At 58.7% G+C, this 20,343-nt stretch carries 20 protein-coding genes and 1 tRNA gene; 9 read left to right on the top strand and 12 right to left on the bottom strand.

Features of this window, described 5'->3' with window-relative positions:
• Positions 1-173: 173 nt before the first annotated feature.
• The 7 genes from ACVWXE_RS12340 to ACVWXE_RS12310 all read right to left on the bottom strand — a co-directional run bounded on the left by ACVWXE_RS12340 (position 174) and on the right by ACVWXE_RS12310 (position 5,318).
• Positions 174-821, bottom strand: a complete 648-nt coding sequence (locus ACVWXE_RS12340; protein WP_457490446.1) for a thermonuclease family protein — start codon at positions 819-821, stop codon at positions 174-176.
• 450 nt (positions 822-1,271) lie between these two features.
• Entirely contained in the window at positions 1,272-1,745 is a 474-nt protein-coding gene (locus ACVWXE_RS12335) for a YqeG family HAD IIIA-type phosphatase (protein WP_414329713.1), read from the bottom strand.
• Positions 1,746-1,756: 11 nt separating this feature from the next.
• Positions 1,757-2,899 carry an endolytic transglycosylase MltG gene (gene mltG / locus ACVWXE_RS12330; protein WP_457490445.1) on the bottom strand — a complete coding sequence of 381 codons (1,143 nt, stop codon included), beginning with the start codon at positions 2,897-2,899 and terminating at the stop codon, positions 1,757-1,759.
• A gap of 361 nt (positions 2,900-3,260) precedes the next feature.
• Positions 3,261-4,022 carry a UMP kinase gene (gene pyrH / locus ACVWXE_RS12325; RefSeq protein ID WP_011433861.1) on the bottom strand — a complete coding sequence of 254 codons (762 nt, stop codon included), beginning with the start codon at positions 4,020-4,022 and terminating at the stop codon, positions 3,261-3,263.
• 98 nt (positions 4,023-4,120) lie between these two features.
• Positions 4,121-4,270: a hypothetical protein gene (locus tag ACVWXE_RS12320; RefSeq protein WP_011433860.1), complete on the bottom strand. Its 150-nt coding sequence runs from the start codon at positions 4,268-4,270 to the stop codon at positions 4,121-4,123.
• Positions 4,271-4,385: 115 nt separating this feature from the next.
• Entirely contained in the window at positions 4,386-4,721 is a 336-nt protein-coding gene (locus ACVWXE_RS12315; protein WP_011433859.1) for a TMEM165/GDT1 family protein, read from the bottom strand.
• 57 nt (positions 4,722-4,778) lie between these two features.
• On the bottom strand, positions 4,779-5,318 hold the full coding sequence (locus tag ACVWXE_RS12310) for a TMEM165/GDT1 family protein (RefSeq protein WP_148202759.1): 540 nt from the start codon (positions 5,316-5,318) through the stop codon (positions 4,779-4,781).
• Between the two features lie 98 nt (positions 5,319-5,416).
• Between ACVWXE_RS12310 and ACVWXE_RS12305 the strand changes: the two genes are divergently transcribed.
• Positions 5,417-5,489, top strand: a tRNA-Ile gene (locus ACVWXE_RS12305).
• 154 nt (positions 5,490-5,643) lie between these two features.
• Here the strand turns inward: ACVWXE_RS12305 and ACVWXE_RS12300 are convergent.
• Both ACVWXE_RS12300 and ACVWXE_RS12295 read right to left on the bottom strand, forming a co-directional pair.
• Positions 5,644-6,996 (bottom strand): D-alanyl-D-alanine carboxypeptidase, encoded by a 1,353-nt coding sequence (locus tag ACVWXE_RS12300; RefSeq protein WP_457490444.1) that lies wholly within the window; start codon positions 6,994-6,996, stop codon positions 5,644-5,646.
• Between the two features lie 51 nt (positions 6,997-7,047).
• The gene (locus ACVWXE_RS12295; RefSeq protein ID WP_414381531.1) at positions 7,048-7,428 is read right to left on the bottom strand and encodes a hypothetical protein; all 381 of its coding nucleotides are present in this window, start codon (positions 7,426-7,428) and stop codon (positions 7,048-7,050) included.
• A 356-nt stretch (positions 7,429-7,784) separates the two neighbouring features.
• Between ACVWXE_RS12295 and ACVWXE_RS12290 the strand changes: the two genes are divergently transcribed.
• Entirely contained in the window at positions 7,785-8,231 is a 447-nt protein-coding gene (locus tag ACVWXE_RS12290; protein WP_011433855.1) for a Fur family transcriptional regulator, read from the top strand.
• A gap of 201 nt (positions 8,232-8,432) precedes the next feature.
• Entirely contained in the window at positions 8,433-10,817 is a 2,385-nt protein-coding gene (locus ACVWXE_RS12285; protein WP_457490443.1) for a M48 family metalloprotease, read from the top strand.
• 51 nt (positions 10,818-10,868) lie between these two features.
• Here the strand turns inward: ACVWXE_RS12285 and ACVWXE_RS12280 are convergent, their stop codons facing one another.
• Positions 10,869-11,312 carry a phosphomannose isomerase type II C-terminal cupin domain gene (locus tag ACVWXE_RS12280; RefSeq protein WP_414350977.1) on the bottom strand — a complete coding sequence of 148 codons (444 nt, stop codon included), beginning with the start codon at positions 11,310-11,312 and terminating at the stop codon, positions 10,869-10,871.
• A gap of 200 nt (positions 11,313-11,512) precedes the next feature.
• Here ACVWXE_RS12280 and ACVWXE_RS12275 point away from each other — a divergent pair, with 200 nt between their 5' ends.
• The 5 genes from ACVWXE_RS12275 to ACVWXE_RS12255 all read left to right on the top strand — a co-directional run bounded on the left by ACVWXE_RS12275 (position 11,513) and on the right by ACVWXE_RS12255 (position 16,550).
• Positions 11,513-11,896, top strand: coding sequence for a 2Fe-2S iron-sulfur cluster-binding protein (locus ACVWXE_RS12275; protein WP_414407531.1), 384 nt, complete (start codon positions 11,513-11,515; stop codon positions 11,894-11,896).
• Positions 11,896-13,197, top strand: coding sequence for an O-antigen ligase family protein (locus ACVWXE_RS12270; RefSeq protein ID WP_457490442.1), 1,302 nt, complete (start codon positions 11,896-11,898; stop codon positions 13,195-13,197). Before ACVWXE_RS12275 ends, ACVWXE_RS12270 begins: the two co-directional genes overlap by 1 nt.
• 124 nt (positions 13,198-13,321) lie before the next feature.
• Entirely contained in the window at positions 13,322-14,470 is a 1,149-nt protein-coding gene (locus ACVWXE_RS12265) for a quinone-dependent dihydroorotate dehydrogenase (RefSeq protein ID WP_457490441.1), read from the top strand.
• A 31-nt stretch (positions 14,471-14,501) separates the two neighbouring features.
• Positions 14,502-15,389: a photosystem I biogenesis protein BtpA gene (btpA, locus tag ACVWXE_RS12260; RefSeq protein WP_414375299.1), complete on the top strand. Its 888-nt coding sequence runs from the start codon at positions 14,502-14,504 to the stop codon at positions 15,387-15,389.
• A gap of 66 nt (positions 15,390-15,455) precedes the next feature.
• A complete protein-coding gene (locus ACVWXE_RS12255) occupies positions 15,456-16,550 on the top strand; it encodes a GGDEF domain-containing response regulator (protein WP_457490440.1) in 1,095 nt (364 codons plus the stop codon).
• Here the strand turns inward: ACVWXE_RS12255 and ACVWXE_RS12250 are convergent.
• Both ACVWXE_RS12250 and mutL read right to left on the bottom strand, forming a co-directional pair.
• Entirely contained in the window at positions 16,526-17,377 is an 852-nt protein-coding gene (locus ACVWXE_RS12250) for a vitamin K epoxide reductase family protein (RefSeq protein ID WP_457490439.1), read from the bottom strand. The genes ACVWXE_RS12255 and ACVWXE_RS12250 overlap by 25 nt on opposite strands.
• A gap of 36 nt (positions 17,378-17,413) precedes the next feature.
• Entirely contained in the window at positions 17,414-19,162 is a 1,749-nt protein-coding gene (gene mutL, locus ACVWXE_RS12245) for a DNA mismatch repair endonuclease MutL (protein ID WP_457490438.1), read from the bottom strand.
• 326 nt (positions 19,163-19,488) lie between these two features.
• On the opposite strand from mutL, the gene ACVWXE_RS12240 reads away from it, so the two are divergent.
• Positions 19,489-20,151, top strand: coding sequence for a DUF3386 domain-containing protein (locus ACVWXE_RS12240; protein ID WP_011431401.1), 663 nt, complete (start codon positions 19,489-19,491; stop codon positions 20,149-20,151).
• Positions 20,152-20,343 lie beyond the last annotated feature (192 nt).

Below are 20,343 nucleotides of genomic sequence, written 5' to 3'. Positions count from 1 at the left end.
AAACAGAAAGATCAACTGGTAGTAATCCGTACTGAACATATTATACATTATTTTCAGTATAGTTGAGCTTATTATTGACTAGAGTCATGCTCTCACCGACCGGCGGAAGATGGCTGTTGAGATTATTCTCAACAAACAGGCCGGCAATTCCAGCTCTGGGTTTGGCTTGGTCTCTAGCGAGGGCCGTAGGTTGTCCAATAGCCGCGTCCTTGTCTTTTGGCTGCATCGGCAGCTTCAGTAAGAATGGGGCCGTACTTCAAGCCATCGGTTTGTGGCGACAACAGGCCATGCCCCAAAAACAGCATTTCCTGGTTGATGAGGGTATTGGCTTGCCAAACGTAGGCAGGCAAGGTGGGAGTAGGGGCTAGGGCAGGATCCAACTCCAAAAACACCTCACGTCCCAGCAGAGCAGTCTGCAGATATTGGCCGGCATTGTAAACTGCCAGAGGGGTTTGTCCGCGCAACTCCGTCCAGTTGGGGTTGATCGGGTCAGGCAAGGGATCGATCCCGATCAGTTGCACCAGCCGCAAATTCAAGTCTCCTTCAAGCTGGACAACCAGGGTGTTGTAGTTGACCACCCGAACCACGGTTGCACGTTTGAGGTCGCGCAGATCTGGACGCGCCACCAATGTTAAAGCCCAACCGGGCAATGTCGAGAATATCAAAGGCAAGGCCAGAAAGCTGCCCAGCTTGATCAGGCTCCGTCCATTGGATACAAGCGAGGATCTGGAGCCGGGGGAAGTCGGAGCAGAACGCAGGGATTTTTGCAGCATGGACTTTAGCCGTTGCATGGCGGACTTGACGATAGGGATGGTTCGCATGCTTAACCTTTGGATCTCACACCGCCCTCACACCGCCGCCTACTGGGCTTCAACGCGGGATCCGGCTCACCTGCCGTCACTCTACAAAAAATTGGGGCAGATGGGTCAGGTCTGGAAAATCTCTCTCGATTTTTGTCTTGATTTTTAGATGTGCTACCCATCCGGTCAGCAGTTGTCAGCGCTGACAACCTGTGGTTGGTCATTTCGATTCAAACTGGGACACTGTACCCACACCTAAAACATGCATGAAACATGCATGGGGCCACAGGGCTTTTCTCAGCTGCCCAGGCGTCTCACCCTAAACTGAAGTGACTAAGTCCTTCCGAGCAGCAGGATTGTCTTTTGGTCTTCTCTCTTTGCGAAGGAAAGGGGGAGTGCTTGGAAACCTTTTCAATTCAGTTTGAAACAATTACGGTTGTCCAACTCTCAAATCTCTCAAAAGCGCAGCCCCTAGAGGGTAGCAGGGTTCTTTTCGACTGCTTCGGACAAGAGGGAGTTGACCAGCACGGTTACCAACCCCAGTCGATTGCCTGCCAAAATATCCGTCAACAGGCGGTCTCCCACCATAGCCACTGCTTCTACCGGCAAGCCCATCTGGGCTACGGCCCGCCGCAAGGCCCGCCGTGAGGGTTTCCCAGCGCGGTGAATGTAGGGCAGGTTCAGGCTTTCTCCGATTTGTTGGATGCGGCTGCGATTGAGGTTGTTGCTCACCAGCCAAATTTGAAAGTGCGGACGCAACTGCTCCAGCCAAGCAGCCACAGCGGGATCTACCTCAACCTGTCGGCTCGGCACCAGTGTACCGTCTACGTCAAAGATGATGCCTTTTACCTGCCAGGCCCACAGGTCTTCTGCCCGCAACTTTAAGACAGTGCCGGCCACCACCAGATCCGGTTGCAGGAGCTTGAACCAAGGTTTGTGTACCATCCGCTCCTCGGCTAAGGACTGGGTTGAGGACTATGGTGGGATCCCTGGGCAGCTTGCCGACGCTCTTGAATAATTTGCAATTGGGCTGCCTCGTGCTCTGCTAGGGTTTTGCTGAAAATGTGAGTGCCATCGTAGCGGGCCACGAAGTAGAGATAGTCGGTCTGCTCAGGCTGCAAAACGGCTTTTAGGCTGGCCAAGCCCGGACTGGCGATGGGACCGGGGGGCAAGCCCGGGTTGAGGTAGGTGTTGTAGGGAGAGGGGGTGCGCACCTCCGCAAGGGTGAGGCGGCGATCTGGGGTTTGCCGGATATTCAAGGCATATTCCACCGTCGGATCGGCTCCCAGGGGGATCCCTTTCTTAAGCCGGTTCAGAAAGACACCTGCAATCAAAGCGCGTTCTTCCGGCACCACGGCCTCCCGCTCCACAATGCTGGCCAAGGTGACCCACTCGTGCAGAGACAGGGAAGGGGTATGTTGGCGGAACAGGGGCAGGGCCACCGCGACAAATCGCTGCAGCATGGCGTTGACCACTATTTGGGCCTTTTCTTGATCCGGCAGGGATCCCTCCACCTGTTCGATGGGGAAAAGATAGGTGTCTGGGAACAGGTAGCCTTCTAGAGAGCTCAAGTGGGGGGGCAGCCAATCGAGGGGGGGAATCACCCGGGTCACGGCAATGAAGGCATCGGCTGCCAGCCAGTTGCGCTGGGCCAGAGCCTCTGCCATTTGCTCGATGCGCCAACCCTCCGGGATGGTCAGACGTCTTTGCAGGATCCTTCCCTGCCGCAGTTGCTGGGCCACGGCCAGCATGTCCTGGTTGGGATCCAAAGCGTAGGTGCCCGCCTGAAACACCCAGTCGCGCCCGAAGGTGCGGCTCCACAGCTCCCAAGCCAGAGCTGAGCGAATCACCCCTGCTTGGCGCAGTTTTTGCCCGATCAGACGGCTGCTGCTGCCCGGCTGGATTGTTACTTGGATCGGTTCTGGGCCGCCCACCGGCTGGAGCCAGGTCTGCCACTGCCAGTAGCCCAATCCCCCGACCAGAACCAACAGGAAAATCAAGCTCTGCAAAAGACGCCGACCCCAGCGTTCGCGTAAGCGTTGCGTAGCAACATGGGGTGACCTGGGTATAGCGCCTTGGGCAGCAGAGCATTTGGGCAAGACGGGATCCTTTTGGGCCGAATGCTGAACGTAAACTACCCGACACCAACCGCTAGGCGGTACGGAGCGGGCTTTTAGTAGCCCTGCAGTTAGCAAGCCAACCACGAGCCTCTGGGGTGGTTTACAGCACCCCCAATCGACCGTTACCAGTGCCTTAAACAACCGTTTCTGGTGTCCGCAGTATTGTTATAGCATTCCTCCCGACACCGACCCTACGGGTACAGTGCGGGGCTCCTGCAATTTCTAGCTGATCTGTCATTGCCTTTCCCTCCAAACGGCCTGAGCACACCCTTGAGCCAGGCTATCCTTCGGACTCAATCCTGGCTAGGGCGTCGCCGGACTCTCAAGGCCGATTTCCCCCCTAACTTGGGATCAACTCTCCTGGGCTGGGGATCCCGTTGTTCTCGACCGTCCGCTGTCCGATCCAAGTGCCGATGGGTTCTCCCTGCACCACTCGATAAATATTGCCAGGGGTAGTCAGGTCAAAGACCACGATGGGCAATTGATTTTCCTTGCAGAGGGCGATGGCGGTGCTGTCCATAACCCGCAGATCGCGGTTCAGCACATCCTGATAGCTGAGGACATCGTAGCGGCGGGCCTGAGGGTGAGTCTTGGGATCCGCATCGTAAACTCCGTCCACCTTGGTGGCTTTGAAAATCACCTCGGCATCGATCTCCGCCGCCCGCAAGGCCGCAGTGGTATCGGTGGTGAAGAAGGGGTTGCCAGATCCTGCCCCAAAAATCACCACCCGCCCCTTTTCCAGGTGACGAATGGCGCGGCGACGAATATAGGGCTCCGCCACCTCCTGCATGGCGATGGCCGTCTGCACCCGGGTGGGGATCCCGGCTCGCTCAATGGCATCCTGCAGGGTTAAGGCGTTGATGACGGTGGCCAGCATCCCTACGTAGTCGGCAGAAGCCTGATCCATCCCTTGGGCAGCCGCCTCTTTGCGCCCGCGCCAGATGTTACCCCCTCCCACCACAATCGCCACCTGCACACCGGCCCGTACCACTGAGGCCACTTCGCCGGCAATGGACTTCAAGACCTCGGGGTCGATCCCGTAGGGGCGCTCCCCCATCAGGGCTTCACCACTCAACTTCAGTAGAATCCGTCGATATTTCATGCTTATCCGCTCCGGCCCACCCCTGCATACGATAGCAGGTTTGTTGAACTAGCTCCGCTCACAGGATTGACCGACAGAGCATCTCGACAAAAACAACCTTACTGCTGTTCTTCGCCAGCGCTGGCCTCGTTGTCGCGGGGGGCAGAACGGAAGCGGCGGCCATTGCGAGCACGACTTTTTTGGAACTGTTTGGCATATTCGCGGTTGCGCTCGGCTTTTTCCCGCTTCAGATTGCGTTTTTTGGCCATGCTGGTTTTCCTGACCGGTTGTCCGGACTCAAGTGAAGGTCCTCAGTTTGAAGTGTCAAAGTGAGGCGCTCTTAATCCTATCACGCTTTGCCGAAGCCATCCTGAAGCCCTCTGCTCAGCCGGCTATGGGCAGGGATCCCCACAACAAGACTAGGCCCATCACAACAAACCCCACGCCTGCCAGGGTTTTGATCCAGCGAGGTGGGATCAGGCGGGCCACCCAAGCTCCTGCCCACACCCCAATTAGGCTGGTGCTGATCAAAGCAGCAGCAGCGCCCAAAAAGATTACCCCAGCGTTTTGCGAGCGGGCACTGAGGAGCAGGGTCGCCAATTGGGTTTTATCGCCCATTTCGGCCAGCAGAATCGAGCCAAAGCTCACTAGGGCGGCCCGTCCGGCCATTTGCCGTAGCAAAAAAGACGGGGTTCGGCTGTCGTTGTCTTGGATCAACACGTTCCTCGGTTGTTCTCCACTCTGTCCTGCCGGGTTGGCATCGGCTGCTCAGGGAGGCTAGCCCTCTGGGAGCTTGTTCCCCCGCCACTCCTGCCATAATACATAGCCCCCGATCACCAGGAACCCTGCACCCGCCAACCATTGTAGCCAGCCCGGGGGAATGACTTGGCCCAGACCTTCTCCCAGCACCACGCTGAAAAAACTGGCGGTCACCAAGGCACCGGCGGAACCGAAAAAGATCGCCCAAGGAGATTGGGATTGGGCACTCATGAGCAAGGTTGCCAACTGGGTTTTATCGCCCATTTCCGCCACAAACACGGTTAAAAAAGTAACAAGCCAGAGCTGCAGCGGGGATCCCTCTGGGAGATTGCCGTCGGAAGAGGGGGGGTTAGGGAGGGGCGGTGTCGTCGGAAGTCCAATCTCGGGGGCGGAAGACAAGGCCAAACTCTCCCCGGCAGGCTGGAAATCCACAGCGGATCCATCCCCGTAGAGATAGTGCTGCCCAACGGCCAAGAAGCCAAAACAGAGAGCCGAGGACAAGGCAATCAACCCCAAGCCCAGGGCCATTTGCCCCTGCCAAGAACGCGGCGCAGCCATGGCGTCAGATCCTAACCACCGACATGCAGCTTATCCTGTTTTCAGCCGCTTCTGGAGGAGACAAGGGCGCTAGAGTAAACGCTAGAGTAAAAGAATCAGGGGCGTTGGCCGAGCGGTTTAGGCAGCAAACTCATAATTTGCCTTACACAGGTTCGATCCCTGTACGCCCCATCGGGAATTGCTGGACAAGGTTTCTGGGTTGAGGGCTGTCGACAGCGGGCCAAGTCGATCTCAATTCCCAAACTGGGAGGGCGGACATAGGACTGCGTTCCGCTAACGCGACCGAGGTCACTCTGGGCTGAGAGAGAACCGGTTGGGCACAGTTTCAAAGACGCGGGTTCAGCTCCGTGCGGGATCCCGTATCTCCAGAGCGAGGGATCCAACGCTCAGGCAAGGTGGTGGGGGATCCCCATTGGGACTGGAGCTGGCTGAGGAATTGTCCCTGCTGGGTGCGAAAGCCGACCAGATCGGATCCGCCATTCATCAGGGCAAACCAGATGTCCCCCTGCTCGGTTGGCAATACACCCGCCAAGGTGCTGACGCTACTCAAGGTGCCCGACTTGGCAATTAGGATCCCTGGTAACAGCCGCCGTTCCAACACCCCCACATCCTGGCCGACGACGGCAAAAGCATCGGCAAGAGAGAGCCCCTGCTCCTCCAGAAGAGATTGGATCGCTCGAAGCAAAGCTACATTGGCCCGCGGAGAAATGCGGTTTTCCACCCCCAACCCGGAGCCGTTGATCAGTTGCAGCTCTTCTGCCGGGATCCCGGCGATGGCCCGGGCAATTTGGGCCACTTGGTCAGCACCCCCCACTGCATCGGCCAACATCTCGGCCATGGAATTGTTGCTGTAGAGGTTCATCAGCTTGACCAAGTGAATGAGGGGGGGCGATTCATGTCTGAGCAAAACCTGGGCGGCAGGCGGGATCTGCTGGGCAACCCGTACCGAGCCCAAAATCTCCACCTGCGGTCTGTGTGTGCCGGGGGGTAAGGTTTGAAATTGGGCCTCCGCCTCTGGCGGCCAGCGCCGCGCATCCAGCCCCTGCCGCAACAGGGATCCCGATTGCGCCACATCCCGGGAAAAGTTCATGTAAAAGCGGCCCACCACCACCAGATCCCCGCGCACCTGGCGGATCCCATAGGCATTGAGCAGGTTGCCGACGGAGAAGGCTTCCTCCCAGACAAACAAGGGATCCTCCTCCCCCAGAACCCAGAGATCCCCCTGTAGAACTCCCTCAGCAGTTAAGGGGCCAGTGGCCAGCCAGGTGGTAACAAAGCGGTGCTGCGGGCCAAAGTGCTGCAAAGCGGCCAGGGTCGTTGCCACCTTGGTCAAAGAAGCAGCCGGCAAGGGTGTGGATCCCTGATGCTGTCCCAAAACAAGGATTCTGTCCCGCTGAGGCGAAGGATCCTCCATCTGCAGCCAAACCCCCTGAGCTGTGGGCGAAAACCCCCGACCGGCCAACTGAGCCAGATAAGTTTCCACCTGAGGTTGCAGGGATCCCTGCTCCGTCGCCTGAGAAGTGGGAGACAAACTCAGCAACAGAGTGGCCGCCGAGAGCAGCCCAACCCAGCTCGAAACCAGCCGCCTACCGGGCCAGCCCCACAGATGTCGTTCGTGCCGTGGCGTCAGCGTTGCGGAGCAACAGTGTTGTGTAGCACCATGGGGTGCCGCAGGCATAGCACTTTTCACGGAAAACACCCTCTAAACATCCCGGCAACCGAGGGGGCATCAGCTCGTCAATTCCCAGCCACCCTCTTCCACAGGCTCTACATCGATGGTGCCGGGGGGCGTTTGCCGATAAAAACGTCCGTCTGCAACAAACAGCGGCTCTCCACAATTGGGGCAAAAGAAATGGCTGCCCTCAATGGCTTGCGATTCCGACCCACACACCGGGCAGCGATCCGTCGTGATCCAGCGGCGCGCCCACCAGCGAAAGGCCAGGAGCACCAACACCGGCAAGGACAGCAAAAGCAGCAACAGGGCCACCAATCCAGTGACCAGCCACCCCAGCCCGACACTGGTCAGCAAAGCTGCCAACGCCAGGGATCCCAGCCAGAACCCCCAGCCACCCAGAGAAATGGAATAGGTTTTGGGCTGCTCAAACCGCATTTTCGTTTTCCTTCCCCGATCACTACGCTTGCCAACGCTGTCAGGATGCCGCGGGCCTTTTCTTGAGTATGTTAGCCTAGGCGCGCCCGAACACCAGAAACAGTCCGCCACATGGCTCTGCTCTGTAGGCTAGCTCATCCCGGATGGATGAGGGATTGGGTTTCCCGCACCCTTCCCGAGGCTCTCCCGGCAGCCCATGCGCCTCAGTTGCGTCCCTGTTCTATTGGGCCTGAACTGAGCCTGAACGATGTCTTCAGCAACCAAGTCGGGTGGTGTCGTCATAAATGAAGTTATTATCAATTACAGAACTTATTGACTGTTACGGCGACGTTGCCCAACAGCGGAGGGGCGGCATCATGGTCTACACCGAAGAGGCGTTCAAGGCAGAGCTCAATGCCAAAGGCTGGCGAGCCACTCGGCAGCGGGAGATCATCCTGCAAACGTTTCAAAACTTGCCTGAGGGCACGCATCTGAGCGCGGAGGAGTTGCACAAAAAGTTGCGGGAAGAAGGCCACAACATTAGCCTTTCCACCATTTACCGCACCGTCAAGCTGATGTCCCGCATGGGCATTTTGCGAGAACTGGAACTGACCGAAGGGCACAAACATTACGAGATCAACCAGCCGGCCCCCCACCACCACCACCATCTGGTGTGCGTCAAGACCAACAAGGTGATCGAGTTCAAAAACAACGCCATTCTTAACATCACCCAGAAGGTGGCGGAAAAGTACGGTTTCAAAGTGTTGGATTGCCAGCTCACCATTATTGGTATCAGCCCAGAAGGGCAGCGCTCGATTTTGTAGCCAAAAATTCCCAAAGCTCAGGTTCTCATGCTTTCCCAGAAGGGGAACTGTACTGGGCTGGGGAAGGATGGGGATCCCGTCAACGGGAGGAAATGCCAGAATAGCTCCCGTGAGGCCAATCGGCAGTCGGCAACCGAGGCAACAGTTGAATGGTTGATGAATAGTTGATCTTCTTCACCCCACTAGATCCGGGAGAGGGCCATGAACGAACAGGAAGTGGTGCAGTGGCTGGAGCAGGCGCTGGCCAATCCCCACCTTAGGTTACAGGCCAAAGCCCAACCGCTCCGGGACAGCCCCAAGGCTTATGCCCTTGTCATTATGATCAACCGTCCTGCCGGCCTTTCTCTCAACTACGAGGAGTTGACGGCCTGGTTCCAGAAGGCGATTCCCACTCGCTACCCCCAAGTCAAACGGTTGGCCCTCTACAGCCGCCCCATGGGCCAGCAGGCTGCCGACTGGAAAACTCAGGTGAGGCTGGATCCGGAGCCGACAACGACCAGATGGGATCCCGGGATGGAGTTCTCAGAGAGTCTGGATCTAAGCCGCTACTGCTTTGTCAGCAATCGCCAGTTGCTTACCGCCGACCTTCCTCAGCCGCCTGGTTTGCTCCGCCAGGCGGTTTTGGGTTTTCACGGCCTCACTTCTGGGCAAAAGCAGGAGGTTCTGCCCCTCCTGCCCACCTTGTTTCGCAATCCCAGCGCCGTCTCGACGGTGATGTTATCGGTGGAAGCGGCCTTGTGGCTGGAGCCTCTGAAAAGCCTGAATCCTCACGAGCTGCGTCTATTGAGCGTTTGGCTGAGCCGCTATTGCTTCAACCCCAGCCGCACCCTAGCGGAATTGGATCCCGCCACCTCAGGTCTCAAAACCGGACAAACCAAGCGCAGCTACCGCGCCCCTCAGGTGGGGGTTTCGCTAATGTTGGCCAGCTTTGCCGGCAACCTGACAATGGCCGCAGGCGTGACTCTGAGCCTGTTGTTTGGCATGGTGTTTGTGCTTTTCCTGGCCATCTTGGGCGTCTCAGAGGGGGGATTTTCCTTGGGCTTTTTCATCCTTGCCATTCTGCTCACCCTCGCCTTCAATGCCCTGATCTTCTTTTTGTCCCCTTGGCTGATGGACTGGATCCAGCACAGCCTCTATGGCACCGAGTGGGTAAGCTTGGCGGAAATTGGGCGTCGCAGCCCAGAGAGTGCAGAGGTGATTCAACGGGTTTGCCGCCAGTACAAGCTGAAGCAGCCGAAGCTGGGGCTGATCCGCGACCAAAACCCCACCGCCTTCACCTATGGCAGCCTGCCGGACACGGCCCGCATTGTTGTCAGCGAAGGATTGTTCACCTACTTGGAAGATGAGGAGGTGGCTACAGTTTACGCCCACGAGCTGGGGCATGTGATCCACTGGGATTTCGCCGTCATGACCCTGGCTTCCACGCTGGTGCAGATTCTCTACCTTCTTTACGTCTACATGCGGGATGCGCGCGACAACGGCAAAAGGGGCAGCCTCCGCTCCCTGGCCTTGGTCGCCTACTTTTTCTACGTGGCTGGCTCCTATTTATTGCTCTATCTGTCGCGGGTGCGGGAGTACTTTGCCGATCACTTTGCCGCCGAAACCACCGGCAACCCCAATGGGCTCTCGCGGGCTCTGGTGAAAATTGCCTACGGCATTGTGCAAGAGGGAGAGCGGGAGCGGGATGAGGAAACCCGACAGCGCAGTGCTCGCCTGCTGGAAGGAACGCGGGCTTTGGGGATCTACGATGCCAAGGCGGCGGTGATGGCAGGGACGGCCTACCGGGTGGCGGCGGATCCCGGCCAGGTGGGCAGGGTATTTTTGTGGGATCTGTTTAACCCTTGGGCCTGGTGGATGGAGCTGAACTCCACCCATCCCCTCACGGGCAAACGGGTGCGGGCGCTGAGCACCTATGCGGAGCAACTGGATCTGCCGGTGGAATTCGACATGGCCGACGTGGTCGCCCAGGGCAATCAGCTCAACCGGCAACAGCTCTACGGGAACTTTCTGCTGGATATACTGCTGTTGAACGCCGAGTGGCTGGGGGCGATTGTGGGGGCGCTGCTCGGGATCCCGGCTTTGCGGATGGGCTTCTATGACATCCTTGCCGGGCTGACCCTGATGGGGGTGGGCTTGGGCCTGCTGCTGAAGATGACGGTGATGTACCCCAGTCTGGAAAACCCGCCGGCGTTGACCGTGCTGAAGGCGATGAGCAATCCCTACGCCAGCCCTCTGCGTGGGCTGCCAATGCAGTTGGAAGGGCGGGTGATCGGGCGAGGGGATCCGGGCTATCGCTTTGGCTCCGATCTCAAGTTCCAGGATGAGACAGGGATGATCTTCCTGCGCTATGCTTCCCGCTTTGGGCCGCTGGGCAACTTCCTGTTCGGGGCGTACCAGGCAGGGGGGGTAATCGGCCAAGAGGGATCCGCGGTGGGGTGGTTCCGACGGGGGGTGGCCCCTTACCTGGATCTGGCCCGCTTCCAAACCCGCCATGGCCAGCTCATCACCAGCTACCATCCCTTCTGGCAAGCTGTCTGGGCTGTGCTGTTGTTGGTGGTTGCCCTGCTGGCAATGCTGCTGTTCTAGAGGATCCCGATCCTCAGTAGCCAAAAGCTTGCCTAGGCCATTTGAGATTGGCTACTTTTGCCCACCGTTGACGCGGGCGTAGTCGTCGCTGAAGCGGACAATGTCGTCTTCGCCCAAGTACTGGCCGTTTTGCACCTCGATAATCACCAGAGGGATGACGCCGGGGTTTTCCAGACGATGCTTGGTGCAAGGGGGCACATAGGTGGATTGGTTGGCCGTGATGAGCTTTTCTTCATCTCCGCAGGTGACCTTGGCGGTGCCGGCAACGACGATCCAGTGTTCGCTGCGATGGTAGTGCAACTGCAGGCTAAGGCGATGCTTGGGCAAAACCACGATCCGCTTGATTTTGTAGCCAGGGCCCTCTTCCAGCACTGTAAAGCTCCCCCAAGGCCGACTTTCAGCATTGCTCTCGATCAGCTTGTTGAGGGTTTCGGCAGAGAGGGAAGGCGAAGGTTTTTCCAGTGAAGCCAGATTGGCATTGGGGGTTTCCAGCATGAGATGCTCTCCTTGGGAGGCCTACCTGTAGCTTATCTCAACAACCAACTCGAAGTCTGTTTGTTTATCTTTAGAACCACCAACAGATCGGCTTCAGCTCCTGGGGATCCCCAGCCAATTCGGGCTTGCCAGGGCAGTGGCTAGAATCCTGTGGAATCATGAATCATGAGTAAAGATCTCTGCAAAAAGGCCACTTCTCGATGCGTCCTTTCTCTTCTGTCCCTTCTTACCCGGTTCACATCCATGACCGCCAACGGGACACTCACTATCTGATCCAGGTGCCGGCGGATCAATACATTTTGGCCAGCGCCGAGGCCCAAGGGATCCAACTGCCCTTTGCCTGTCGCAACGGCGCCTGTACCACCTGTGCGGTGCGGGTACGGCGGGGATCCCTGTATCAGCCGGAGGCAATGGGCATCTCGCGGGAGCTGAAGGAGCAGGGGTATGGGCTGCTGTGCGTGGGCTATGCCCGCTCGGAGCTCTGGGTAGAAACCCAAGATGAAGATGAGGTGTACGAGCTGCAATTTGGGCGCTACTTCGGCCAGGGGCAGGTCAGGCCAGGGATCCCCATCGAGGATGAGTGATGTCTTCTTCGGCACCGGTTTCGTCTCAACAACTGTCGCCGGATCCCTTGCCCTCTCAACCGCGGGGCTGGCTGCTGGCAGCAGCGGCGCTGATCCCGGTGAATCTGGCCCCCAGCTTACTCTTGGCTTTGGTGGGAACGATTCAGGGTTATACCCGCTATGGTGGGGCGATCCTGCGGGATCCTCTATTTGGACTGGCGGCTCTCCTGAGCCTGGCGGCAGTGGGAGTGGCTTTTTTGGGGGAAGATTGGCGGCTGAGCCTGCCAGGGATGTTCAACTACTGGCCTTTTTTATTGATGCTGCCGGCCTTTGCCGATGCGCTGGCCTCTCGCGGTAGCGGGACGGAGTTCCATCCTGTAGGCCGTCGGCGGTTGGCCCAGGTGTTGGTGCTGGGCAGCGGGCTGATGCTGCTTTTGGGTTGGGGAGAAGTGCTGTGGGGATGGCAGGGGCACTTCTTCTGGGGGCCGGTTTGGATTACGGGGGTTGCCGGGGGAGAGCGACCGGCGGCAGCTTTTACTTCCCCCAATACGCTGGCCATCTACCTGGTGATCCACCTGTGCTTGGCAGCAGGGCTGTGGCTGGATCAGGCCGACAAAGACTGGCCGAGGGTGGTAGGGCTGGGAGCTGTGTTGGGGCTGGGATCTCTCTTGTTGCTGCTGACGGCCTCTCGCAACGGCTGGGGAGTGGGGGGGCTGGCGCTGGTGATAGGGCTGGCCCTACGGCGCTGTTGGTGGGGGATCGGGATCTTGGCCGGTCTGGGATTGGCCGGTTTGGCCGCTGCTTGGGATTGGCCGGGCTGGCGGGCTGTTGTGCCCCGATTGATTTGGAGCCGTCTGGCAGACACCTTCGATCCTCAAGCGCTCTACTTTAGTTCCACCGCTAACCGTCTGGATGCCTGGCACTTTGCCCTGCAGATGGCGCGAGAGCGGCCTTTGACGGGCTGGGGCTGGCAGAGCTTTGCCGCCCTTTATAATGCTCAGGAGCCGCCGGAGCTGCTGGGCCATTGCCACAATCTGTACCTACACCTGGCGGCTGAGGGTGGGATCCCGCTGTTGCTGGGCCATCTGATCCTGTGGGGCTGGATTTTGGCGCGGGGATGGCAAGCTTGGCGGCGCTCGCAAGAAAGCGTCCTGTTGGGGATGCTGCTGGCCTTGACGGCATTTTTTGCCTCAGGGCTTTTGGACGTGGTGATGTTGGATGGCCGCATTCACCTGCTGGTAACCTTACTCTTGGGGGCAGTTTGGGGAGCCAGCCTCGAGCAGCGCTCGACAAAGGGCCAATGCAACCAAGATCTGGGATAGCTTTCCCAAGGGGGTCACGGTTGAATGCTCCACCATGGGCATCGGCGCTGCCTGGCAATAGGGAATGACTCTTGACCTAGCAGTAAATCCAAAATCCATGGGTTCCCACCCGTAGGAAATCCTTGTGGTAAACCTGTACCGAGATGTGCTGTGGCCTCTGCTTTTTTCTGGGCTGAGAGCTGATCCAGAAACGGTCAAGATGGCCCTGCTGCGCGCCTTGCACTGGATCGATGCCACCCAGGCCACCGGGATCCTATCGGCTCTGGAGCGACTGTTTTGCTACCGGGATCCCCGGCTAGCGGTGTCGCTGTGGGGCCTTACCTTTCCCAATCCCCTTGGATTGGCTGCGGGCTTCGACAAAGATGGCCTGGCTCTGGGCGTCTGGCCCAGCCTGGGGTTTGGTTTTGTAGAGGTGGGCACCGTCACTCCTCAGCCCCAACCGGGCAACCCCAAACCTCGCCTGTTTCAACTGCCCCAAGATCGCGCTGCCCTCAATCGCATGGGCTTTAACAATCAAGGGGCGGCGGCTCTGGCCGAACGGTTGCGTCGGCTACACCAACGTCCCATCCCCATTGGAATTAACCTGGGCAAAGCCAAAATCACCCCCCTAGAAGAAGCGGCTGCCGATTACCTGGCCAGCTTCCGGCTGCTCCAGGATCTGGGGGACTACTTTGTGGTCAACGTCAGCTCCCCCAACACGCCGGGGCTGCGATCCCTGCAGGCTGCTGAGCAACTGGAGCCCATCCTATCTGCCTTACAGCGGGAAAATCAGAAGCGAAAACCCCTCCTGGTGAAGATCGCCCCCGATCTGGACTGGCCCGACATCGACAGCATCCTGGAGCTGGCCCAAGACCATCAACTGGCCGGGATTGTGGCCACCAACACCACCCTCCGCCGCGATAACCTGAAAACCCGTTTCCTGCCTGGCCGCGGGATCCCCTTTGCACGGGCGGAGTCTAGGCCAATCCTTGCAGAAGCCGGCGGGATCAGCGGTGCCCCTTTGCGGGAGCGTTCCACCCAAGTCATCCGCTACATCCACCGCTCCACCCAAGGAAAATTGCCCATCATCGGAGTGGGGGGCATCTTCACCTTGGCCGACGCCTTGGAGAAACTGGAAGCGGGAGCCAGCCTGCTGCAGGTCTACACCGGCTGGGTTTACGAAGGGCCGGGTATGGTGCCGCAATTGCTCCGAGGCCTAGCCCGCTCTTCTCCCCCCAGCCCTGATGTTACACTTCCCCCAGAGAATGCCCCTGTGGGTCAGATCCAGGCGTAAGATCGTTAGGGATCCCTGAGGAAGCTTGCCGGTGAACCTGCTGCAACACCTCTTCAAAACCCCCCATCCGGTCATTGGGGTGGTTCATTTGTTGCCGCTGCCCACCTCACCCCGTTGGGGGGGGGACTTGGAATGGGTGATCGCTCAGGCAGAACAGGCAGCTACTGCCCTGGCTGCAGGAGGGGTAGACGGGATCCTTGTCGAGAACTTTTACGATGCCCCCTTTGCCAAGGATCGGGTGGACGCAGCGGTGGTCAGCGCCATGACCGTCATCGTCCAGCGGCTGAAAACCCTGGTCTCGCTGCCGGTTGGGATCAATGTCTTGCGCAACGATGGCTGCAGTGCTCTGGCAATTGCCGCCTGCGTGGGGGCGCAGTTCATCCGGGTGAATGTGCTCTGCGGGGCGATGGTGACCGACCAAGGCATCATTGAGGGGAATGCCCACCGCCTGCTGCGCTATCGCCGGGAGCTGGGGGCTAATATCAAGATTTTTGCCGATGTGCTGGTGAAGCACGCCCAACCCCTAGGTCCCATCAGTCTGGATGCGGCCATCACCGACACGGTGGAGCGCGGCCTGGCCGATGCCATCATCCTTTCCGGCTGGGCCACCGGCAAGCCACCCCTTCTGGAGGAGCTGGAGCTGGCCCGCAAAGTTGCTCCTCAGGTACCGCTCTTCATCGGCTCGGGGGCTACTGCCGAAAACATTGGCAGCCTGATCCGACGGGCAGATGGCGTGATTGTGGCCAGTTCTCTGAAGCGGTCTTCCCGTTCTGCAGGCATGCCGACAGGCTATTCGGATCCCTTTCCCATGATCGACCCGATTCGGGTGCGGCAGTTTGTGGAAGCACTGCACCTTGCGCTCCGTGAGCGGGCCTCCAACCATGCTTGTCTGGCCGCTCCCGGCTCTGGTTCCAACTAGCTGTTGGCGCTAGGATTGGGATCTGGCTGCAATGGAGCGCTCCTCTTTAGACTATGTCATCAGACTATGCCATCCCTTGATCTGGAGGGCTTGGATTCTGTATACCACCCTTCTGGTTCGGCTCTTGGGCCTGCAGAAGAAGCCTTTTGGAGCTCTGTTCCGGCCCGCACCCCCCGCATTTGGGTTGTCGATGATGACCCAGTGGTTCGTTGCTACATTATCAATGTTCTCAAAGGCTCTCAGTACTACGTGGAAAGCTGGGAAAGCGCCCGAGCAGCTTGGGATCCCTTGCAAAGCTTGGAAGAGAGCGAGTGGCCCGACATGGTGATCTGCGACTGGGTCATGCCTGAGATGTCGGGGGTAGAGTTCTGTTGCCGTCTCAAGGGATCCGCCGCAGGGCAGTTCGTCTATTTCATTTTGCTCACGTCCCGTTCTGAAGTTGAGGCTCGGGTAGAGGGGCTGGATGCGGGGGCGGATGAATTCATCACCAAGCCGGTCGATCCCGAGGAGCTGCGAGCGCGGGTGCGGGCAGGGTTACGTCTCCAGCGGCTCACCCAAGCTTTGGCCCAGGCCAACCGGCAATTGCGAGCCCGCAACGAGCTGTTGGAGTCTTTGTCTTTGACGGATCCCTTGACCGGGGCGTTGAACCGGCGAGCTCTGGATCAGGCGCTGCCCCATTTGCTCAAGCAGGTGGGGCCCCGCGGGGAGGCTCGCTACCGCTATCTCTGCCTGCTGATGATGGATGTGGATCATTTCAAGCAGGTCAACGACAGCTACGGCCACTACATCGGCGACTGTGTGCTGCAGGCCATCGTCGGGCGGCTGCAAAATCAACTGCGGCCTTCCAGCCTGCTCTACCGCTATGGTGGGGAAGAATTTGTTTGCCTTACGCCCGGGCTTAGCCCCTCTCGCTGTGGTCGCTACGCAGAGTCTCTGCGGCAGGCTATCGCCAAACGGCCCATTGACATCTCCCCCAAGCGCAGCTTGCCGGTTACCCTCAGCATTGGTGGGATCGTGCTCAGCGAAGACTACCGCCTGGAGCCGGAAGCTGCCTTGCAGCAGGCGGATAGCGCGCTCTACCAGGCCAAGCAGGCGGGGCGCAACCGAGTTCACATCCTCACCCCAACCCCAGAGGTTTATCTGCCCTCTTCCAGCGGATAGCCAGAGGCCACTGCCAAGGCTTCCAGAGAGCGAACGCCTGTGTAGGTGCGGCCATTGATGATCCAGGTGGGATAGCTGGTGATCCCCGCTTCTGTGCATTCTTGAGCTTGGGGAGTGCCGGGGCCGTTGGGGGAGCACTCCACGTAGGGCACTTGGTCGAAAGCTGCCCCGAACAGCTCTTTCTGATCTTGACAATGGGGGCACCAATAGGCCCCGTACATAGTGCCGCCGATCTGCCGCAGGTGGGCCGCCAACCCTACCGCCAGGGGGCTAGGCGGGGGAACTTGGTTGGCGTACACCCCAATCGTGGTCACCAATGTGAGAAAGGCCACCAGAATGTAGCTGAAGGCCAGCTTGCCCCCATCCAGCCAGCGGTGGCCCAGCATGGTCACCAGCCATAGCCCCGCCACCAAGATGATCGCGGTGGTGCAGTACATGCAGAATTGCCGCAGCACCGCCACCATCAGGTAAAGCATGTACATCTCAAAGGCGGTCATGGCGGAAACCAAGCCAAACAGGGCCGGCCAGCGCCACCGCTTCACCAATGGGATCCCATCCGGCAGCACCGCCAGCGCCAAGACTCCCAAAAATCCCAACAGGCCAACAGCCGCGGTCGGGATCCCCAAAAACTCTGCCCAACGGCTGGAGAGCACCAGGTCACACCCCCCATCCCCCGTGCAGAAGGCGGCGGGCTGCTCCGTCAGCTTGGTGTAGGTGAGATAGGCCGTCAACAGGGATCCCAGGCCGGCCAGGATCGCCAAGATCAGACGGGAATGGCGCTGCAGCCAGGTCTCTTCTTGGGCTTTGAGTTTGAGATAAGAAGCCATGGCGTTTCAGGGGTTTCAGCAGTTGGACACCCCCGATTATAGTGGGGTGGAGCTGGCCTCGTCCGTGGGCTCCGACGCAGAAGAGCCGCTTGAGCGCCGCACCTGGGCGGCAAACCTATCTCCCAGCGGATCCAGCTCCCCCAGGGATCCCAGTTTGGAGTCGGAGATAGGCCGGTCGCAGAGGCCCCAACGGCGGCGGAAGTAACGGGCCAGATCTTTTTCTGCCAGGGCCAGGTAGACCGGGCGACCATGAGGGCAAGTGTGGGGATTGGCGGTGCGCTGCCAAGCTTCCAACAGCTTTTGCATCTGCTCCAAGGTCAGTGGGATCCCATTGCGCAAGGCCCCTCGACAGGCCACCGCCACCTGGGCTGCCTGCACATCTTGACAACGGCTGAGCTCTAGCAGGGATCCCTGCACCTCTTCTGGATCTTCCGAATCCAAAGCCAAAGGGAGGCGTCGAATGAGATGGGTATTGGGGCCGAAGGGTTCCGGCTCCAGCCCCAACTGCTCCAACCGCTCCAGGGCTTGGGGCGATAGTCCTTGCAGCGTTACGGGCGTCGCCGGTGCCACCAGTTGCCAATGCTGCTGGATGTACTCATAGCGAACTCGCTCGTGGGCCAGGTGTTGCTCCACCAGCCATAACCCCTGGGGGTGCTCTGCCAAGATGTAGGTCCGATGCAGTTGGGCCAGCGCCCTGAGGGGGGGCAGGAGAGAAGTTGGCCGGTCAGAGGGAGGAAGATGGCTCTGAAAATCGGGCGAGACTCGATAGACCACCTTGGCCTCGCTGGCCCGGATCAGATGCACAGAGCGGCGGCTGGCTTGCCCGGATCCCAATTGCAGAAGGGAGTGCAGGTGTTGGCGCAACTGCTCCTGGCGGGCCGTCAGATTCTCCAGGTAGAGCTCGCTTTTGGCAGGATGACGGTTCCAATCCACCTGCTCTGGGGGCAGGCGCAGGTGAACAACCACCAGTGGATGACGGTGGCGAGGCAACGCGTGGTGAAAAACCGACTGGATCAGCCGTTGCCAGTCGGGCATCTGCACAAACCGTCCGTTTACGGCCACACGGATCCAATCGGGGTGGGGGCGATGCAGGCGATCCGGCAGGCCCAGCACCACTTCCCAATCGCTATCCCCATCCTGGATCCGCCGATAGCGCAGATCCGTGGGATCCAACTGCGGCAACACCTGCAGCAGCAGATCTTGCAGAGATTTTCCCGGCCAGAGGCTGAGCAGCAATTGCCCTTCCTGATGCACCTGCCAACTGACCCAAGGATGGGCCAAGGCCGCATTCTGCACCAGCGTCAAGAGCGGGCGAGTCTGGGGCAGGGAGCAGCGGCGCAAGGGCCAATCGGCAAACAAATCCGCCACCGTCACCACCGTTCCCAAGGCAGTGGCTGCCGGCTGCTGGTGGGCCAGCTCCCCTTGGCGGTCGTAGGTGGCCAGCCAGCCGTGGGCATCGTCAGCGTGGCGGGTCTGAATGGTCAGGGATCCCAGCCGGGCCAGGCTGTGCAAGGCTTCGCCCCGAAACCCCAGGCTGCAACCGTCCAACTTGCTGGTGGTGTGGCGACGGGCCACCTGCTCCAGCTCCGAAGCGGGGATCCCTTGGCCGTTATCGGCCACCCGCACCTGCCAGCGGCTGGGCCAGATCTCCACCTGAATGCGGGTGGCCTGAGCATCGAGGGCATTTTCCAGCAATTCTCGCAGAGCAGCCCCCAGCGAGTCGATCACCTCTCCCGCGGCCATCTGGGCGATCCGCTCTGGGTTCAGGGGTTGGATTTTGGACATGGAGTGAGTTGAGAAAGCAGACTCTCTTCCTGCCAGCTTGTCGCCAAAAGGCCAACAGCGCCGAGCTTTAGCTTAGCTCTCTCCCTCTGTTGCCAGTGGACAGCGCCTTGCCAATGGTTTTCATTAACTTCAAGGCTCCCCTCAGGCCAAGTGAAGGATTGAGGTTCCGCCTTCCTGCCCATCGGTAACCGCCAAGAACTTCGAGAAACTTCGAGAACAAGAGAGCTGAGCGGGTGGCCAGTCATAAGGAAACCTTAAAATCCCAAGGCCAGCCATCAGCCTCTACTAGGATTTAAATAGTAAAATTTCTCATTAAGGAGGAGATTATGGCAGCACAGCAAGCTCCGGCCCGAGAGCTATTCAAGGAGGCTTTTGAGAATCGCTACACCTGGGACAAAGACTTTCCTGGCTACCGAGCTGAGATAACCTACTTTCCCAAAGAAGGTGACAGCAGCCTCTCCTTCTCAGGAGTTGTGAGTATTGACCGCAACATGAAGATCGATGTTGCCGGCGTCGAGGACGAGGAGATCCGCCAGAAAATACGGGAACAGATGTGGGAAGTCATGGTGCATCGCGTTCGTCATTCCTTCGACGAGGAACACGGTGGCCACACCTTTGCCTATGGAGAGCCACAAAATTCAGACATCACTGAAGTTCTTGTTTCGGGCTTATCTTCTACCGATAGGTACTGGGTTCAGGGCAAGCACATTCAAATGGTACATCGCCATCTTGCCAATCGGACAATTACAGTCTCAGTTCAAGAGTTTTACGATACAGGTGAGGGCTACCTACCCACTCACTACACTGCTGAGTATTGTAGCCCAGGAACTGGAGAAAAAACTCAAGCAAAGATGATCTACGAAGATCGTTATCAAAAAATAGGTCGGTATTGGATTCTGGTTGAGAGAAGAATTTGGGAAGAGCAGGATGGCCAAAAAAGTTCATCCCCTCAACTTTTCCTCTTCTCTAATATTCGATTTTTCGAATAGCTGAGAAAAATAAGTTTTTCTTTGCGGCTGTGGGCATCTCTCATTATAGAAGGTGATGAGGTGCTCACAGCCAAGCTCAAAACAGATGGCCACAGGGTACAGCCTGTTAAGGGCTCAAGGGGTACAATAGCAGCACTTAGCAAACCAACTTCGGAAGGAGGATGGATTGATCAGTAGTAAAGAAGTCTTCAC

It is taken from the genome of Thermostichus sp. MS-CIW-41 (genome assembly GCF_054058915.1).
This window is presented reverse-complemented; position numbering and strand designations above follow the sequence as displayed.

Bases quoted from the DNA above. Each gene is read 5' to 3' on its own strand.
- ACVWXE_RS12300 (WP_457490444.1), bottom strand. From the start codon at position 6,996: ATGCCTGCGGCACCCCATGGTGCTACACAACACTGTTGCTCCGCAACG.
- ACVWXE_RS12320 (WP_011433860.1), bottom strand. From the start codon at position 4,270: ATGGCCAAAAAACGCAATCTGAAGCGGGAAAAAGCCGAGCGCAACCGC.
- ACVWXE_RS12290 (WP_011433855.1), top strand. From the start codon at position 7,785: ATGGTCTACACCGAAGAGGCGTTCAAGGCAGAGCTCAATGCCAAAGGC.
- ACVWXE_RS12270 (WP_457490442.1), top strand. From the start codon at position 11,896: ATGTCTTCTTCGGCACCGGTTTCGTCTCAACAACTGTCGCCGGATCCC.
- ACVWXE_RS12295 (WP_414381531.1), bottom strand. From the start codon at position 7,428: ATGCGGTTTGAGCAGCCCAAAACCTATTCCATTTCTCTGGGTGGCTGG.
- ACVWXE_RS12250 (WP_457490439.1), bottom strand. From the start codon at position 17,377: ATGGCTTCTTATCTCAAACTCAAAGCCCAAGAAGAGACCTGGCTGCAG.
- ACVWXE_RS12240 (WP_011431401.1), top strand. From the start codon at position 19,489: ATGGCAGCACAGCAAGCTCCGGCCCGAGAGCTATTCAAGGAGGCTTTT.
- ACVWXE_RS12255 (WP_457490440.1), top strand. From the start codon at position 15,456: ATGCCATCCCTTGATCTGGAGGGCTTGGATTCTGTATACCACCCTTCT.
- ACVWXE_RS12280 (WP_414350977.1), bottom strand. From the start codon at position 11,312: ATGCTGGAAACCCCCAATGCCAATCTGGCTTCACTGGAAAAACCTTCG.
- ACVWXE_RS12340 (WP_457490446.1), bottom strand. From the start codon at position 821: ATGCGAACCATCCCTATCGTCAAGTCCGCCATGCAACGGCTAAAGTCC.
- ACVWXE_RS12285 (WP_457490443.1), top strand. From the start codon at position 8,433: ATGAACGAACAGGAAGTGGTGCAGTGGCTGGAGCAGGCGCTGGCCAAT.
- pyrH (WP_011433861.1), bottom strand. From the start codon at position 4,022: ATGAAATATCGACGGATTCTACTGAAGTTGAGTGGTGAAGCCCTGATG.
- ACVWXE_RS12310 (WP_148202759.1), bottom strand. From the start codon at position 5,318: ATGGCTGCGCCGCGTTCTTGGCAGGGGCAAATGGCCCTGGGCTTGGGG.
- mutL (WP_457490438.1), bottom strand. From the start codon at position 19,162: ATGTCCAAAATCCAACCCCTGAACCCAGAGCGGATCGCCCAGATGGCC.
- ACVWXE_RS12335 (WP_414329713.1), bottom strand. From the start codon at position 1,745: ATGGTACACAAACCTTGGTTCAAGCTCCTGCAACCGGATCTGGTGGTG.
- ACVWXE_RS12275 (WP_414407531.1), top strand. From the start codon at position 11,513: ATGCGTCCTTTCTCTTCTGTCCCTTCTTACCCGGTTCACATCCATGAC.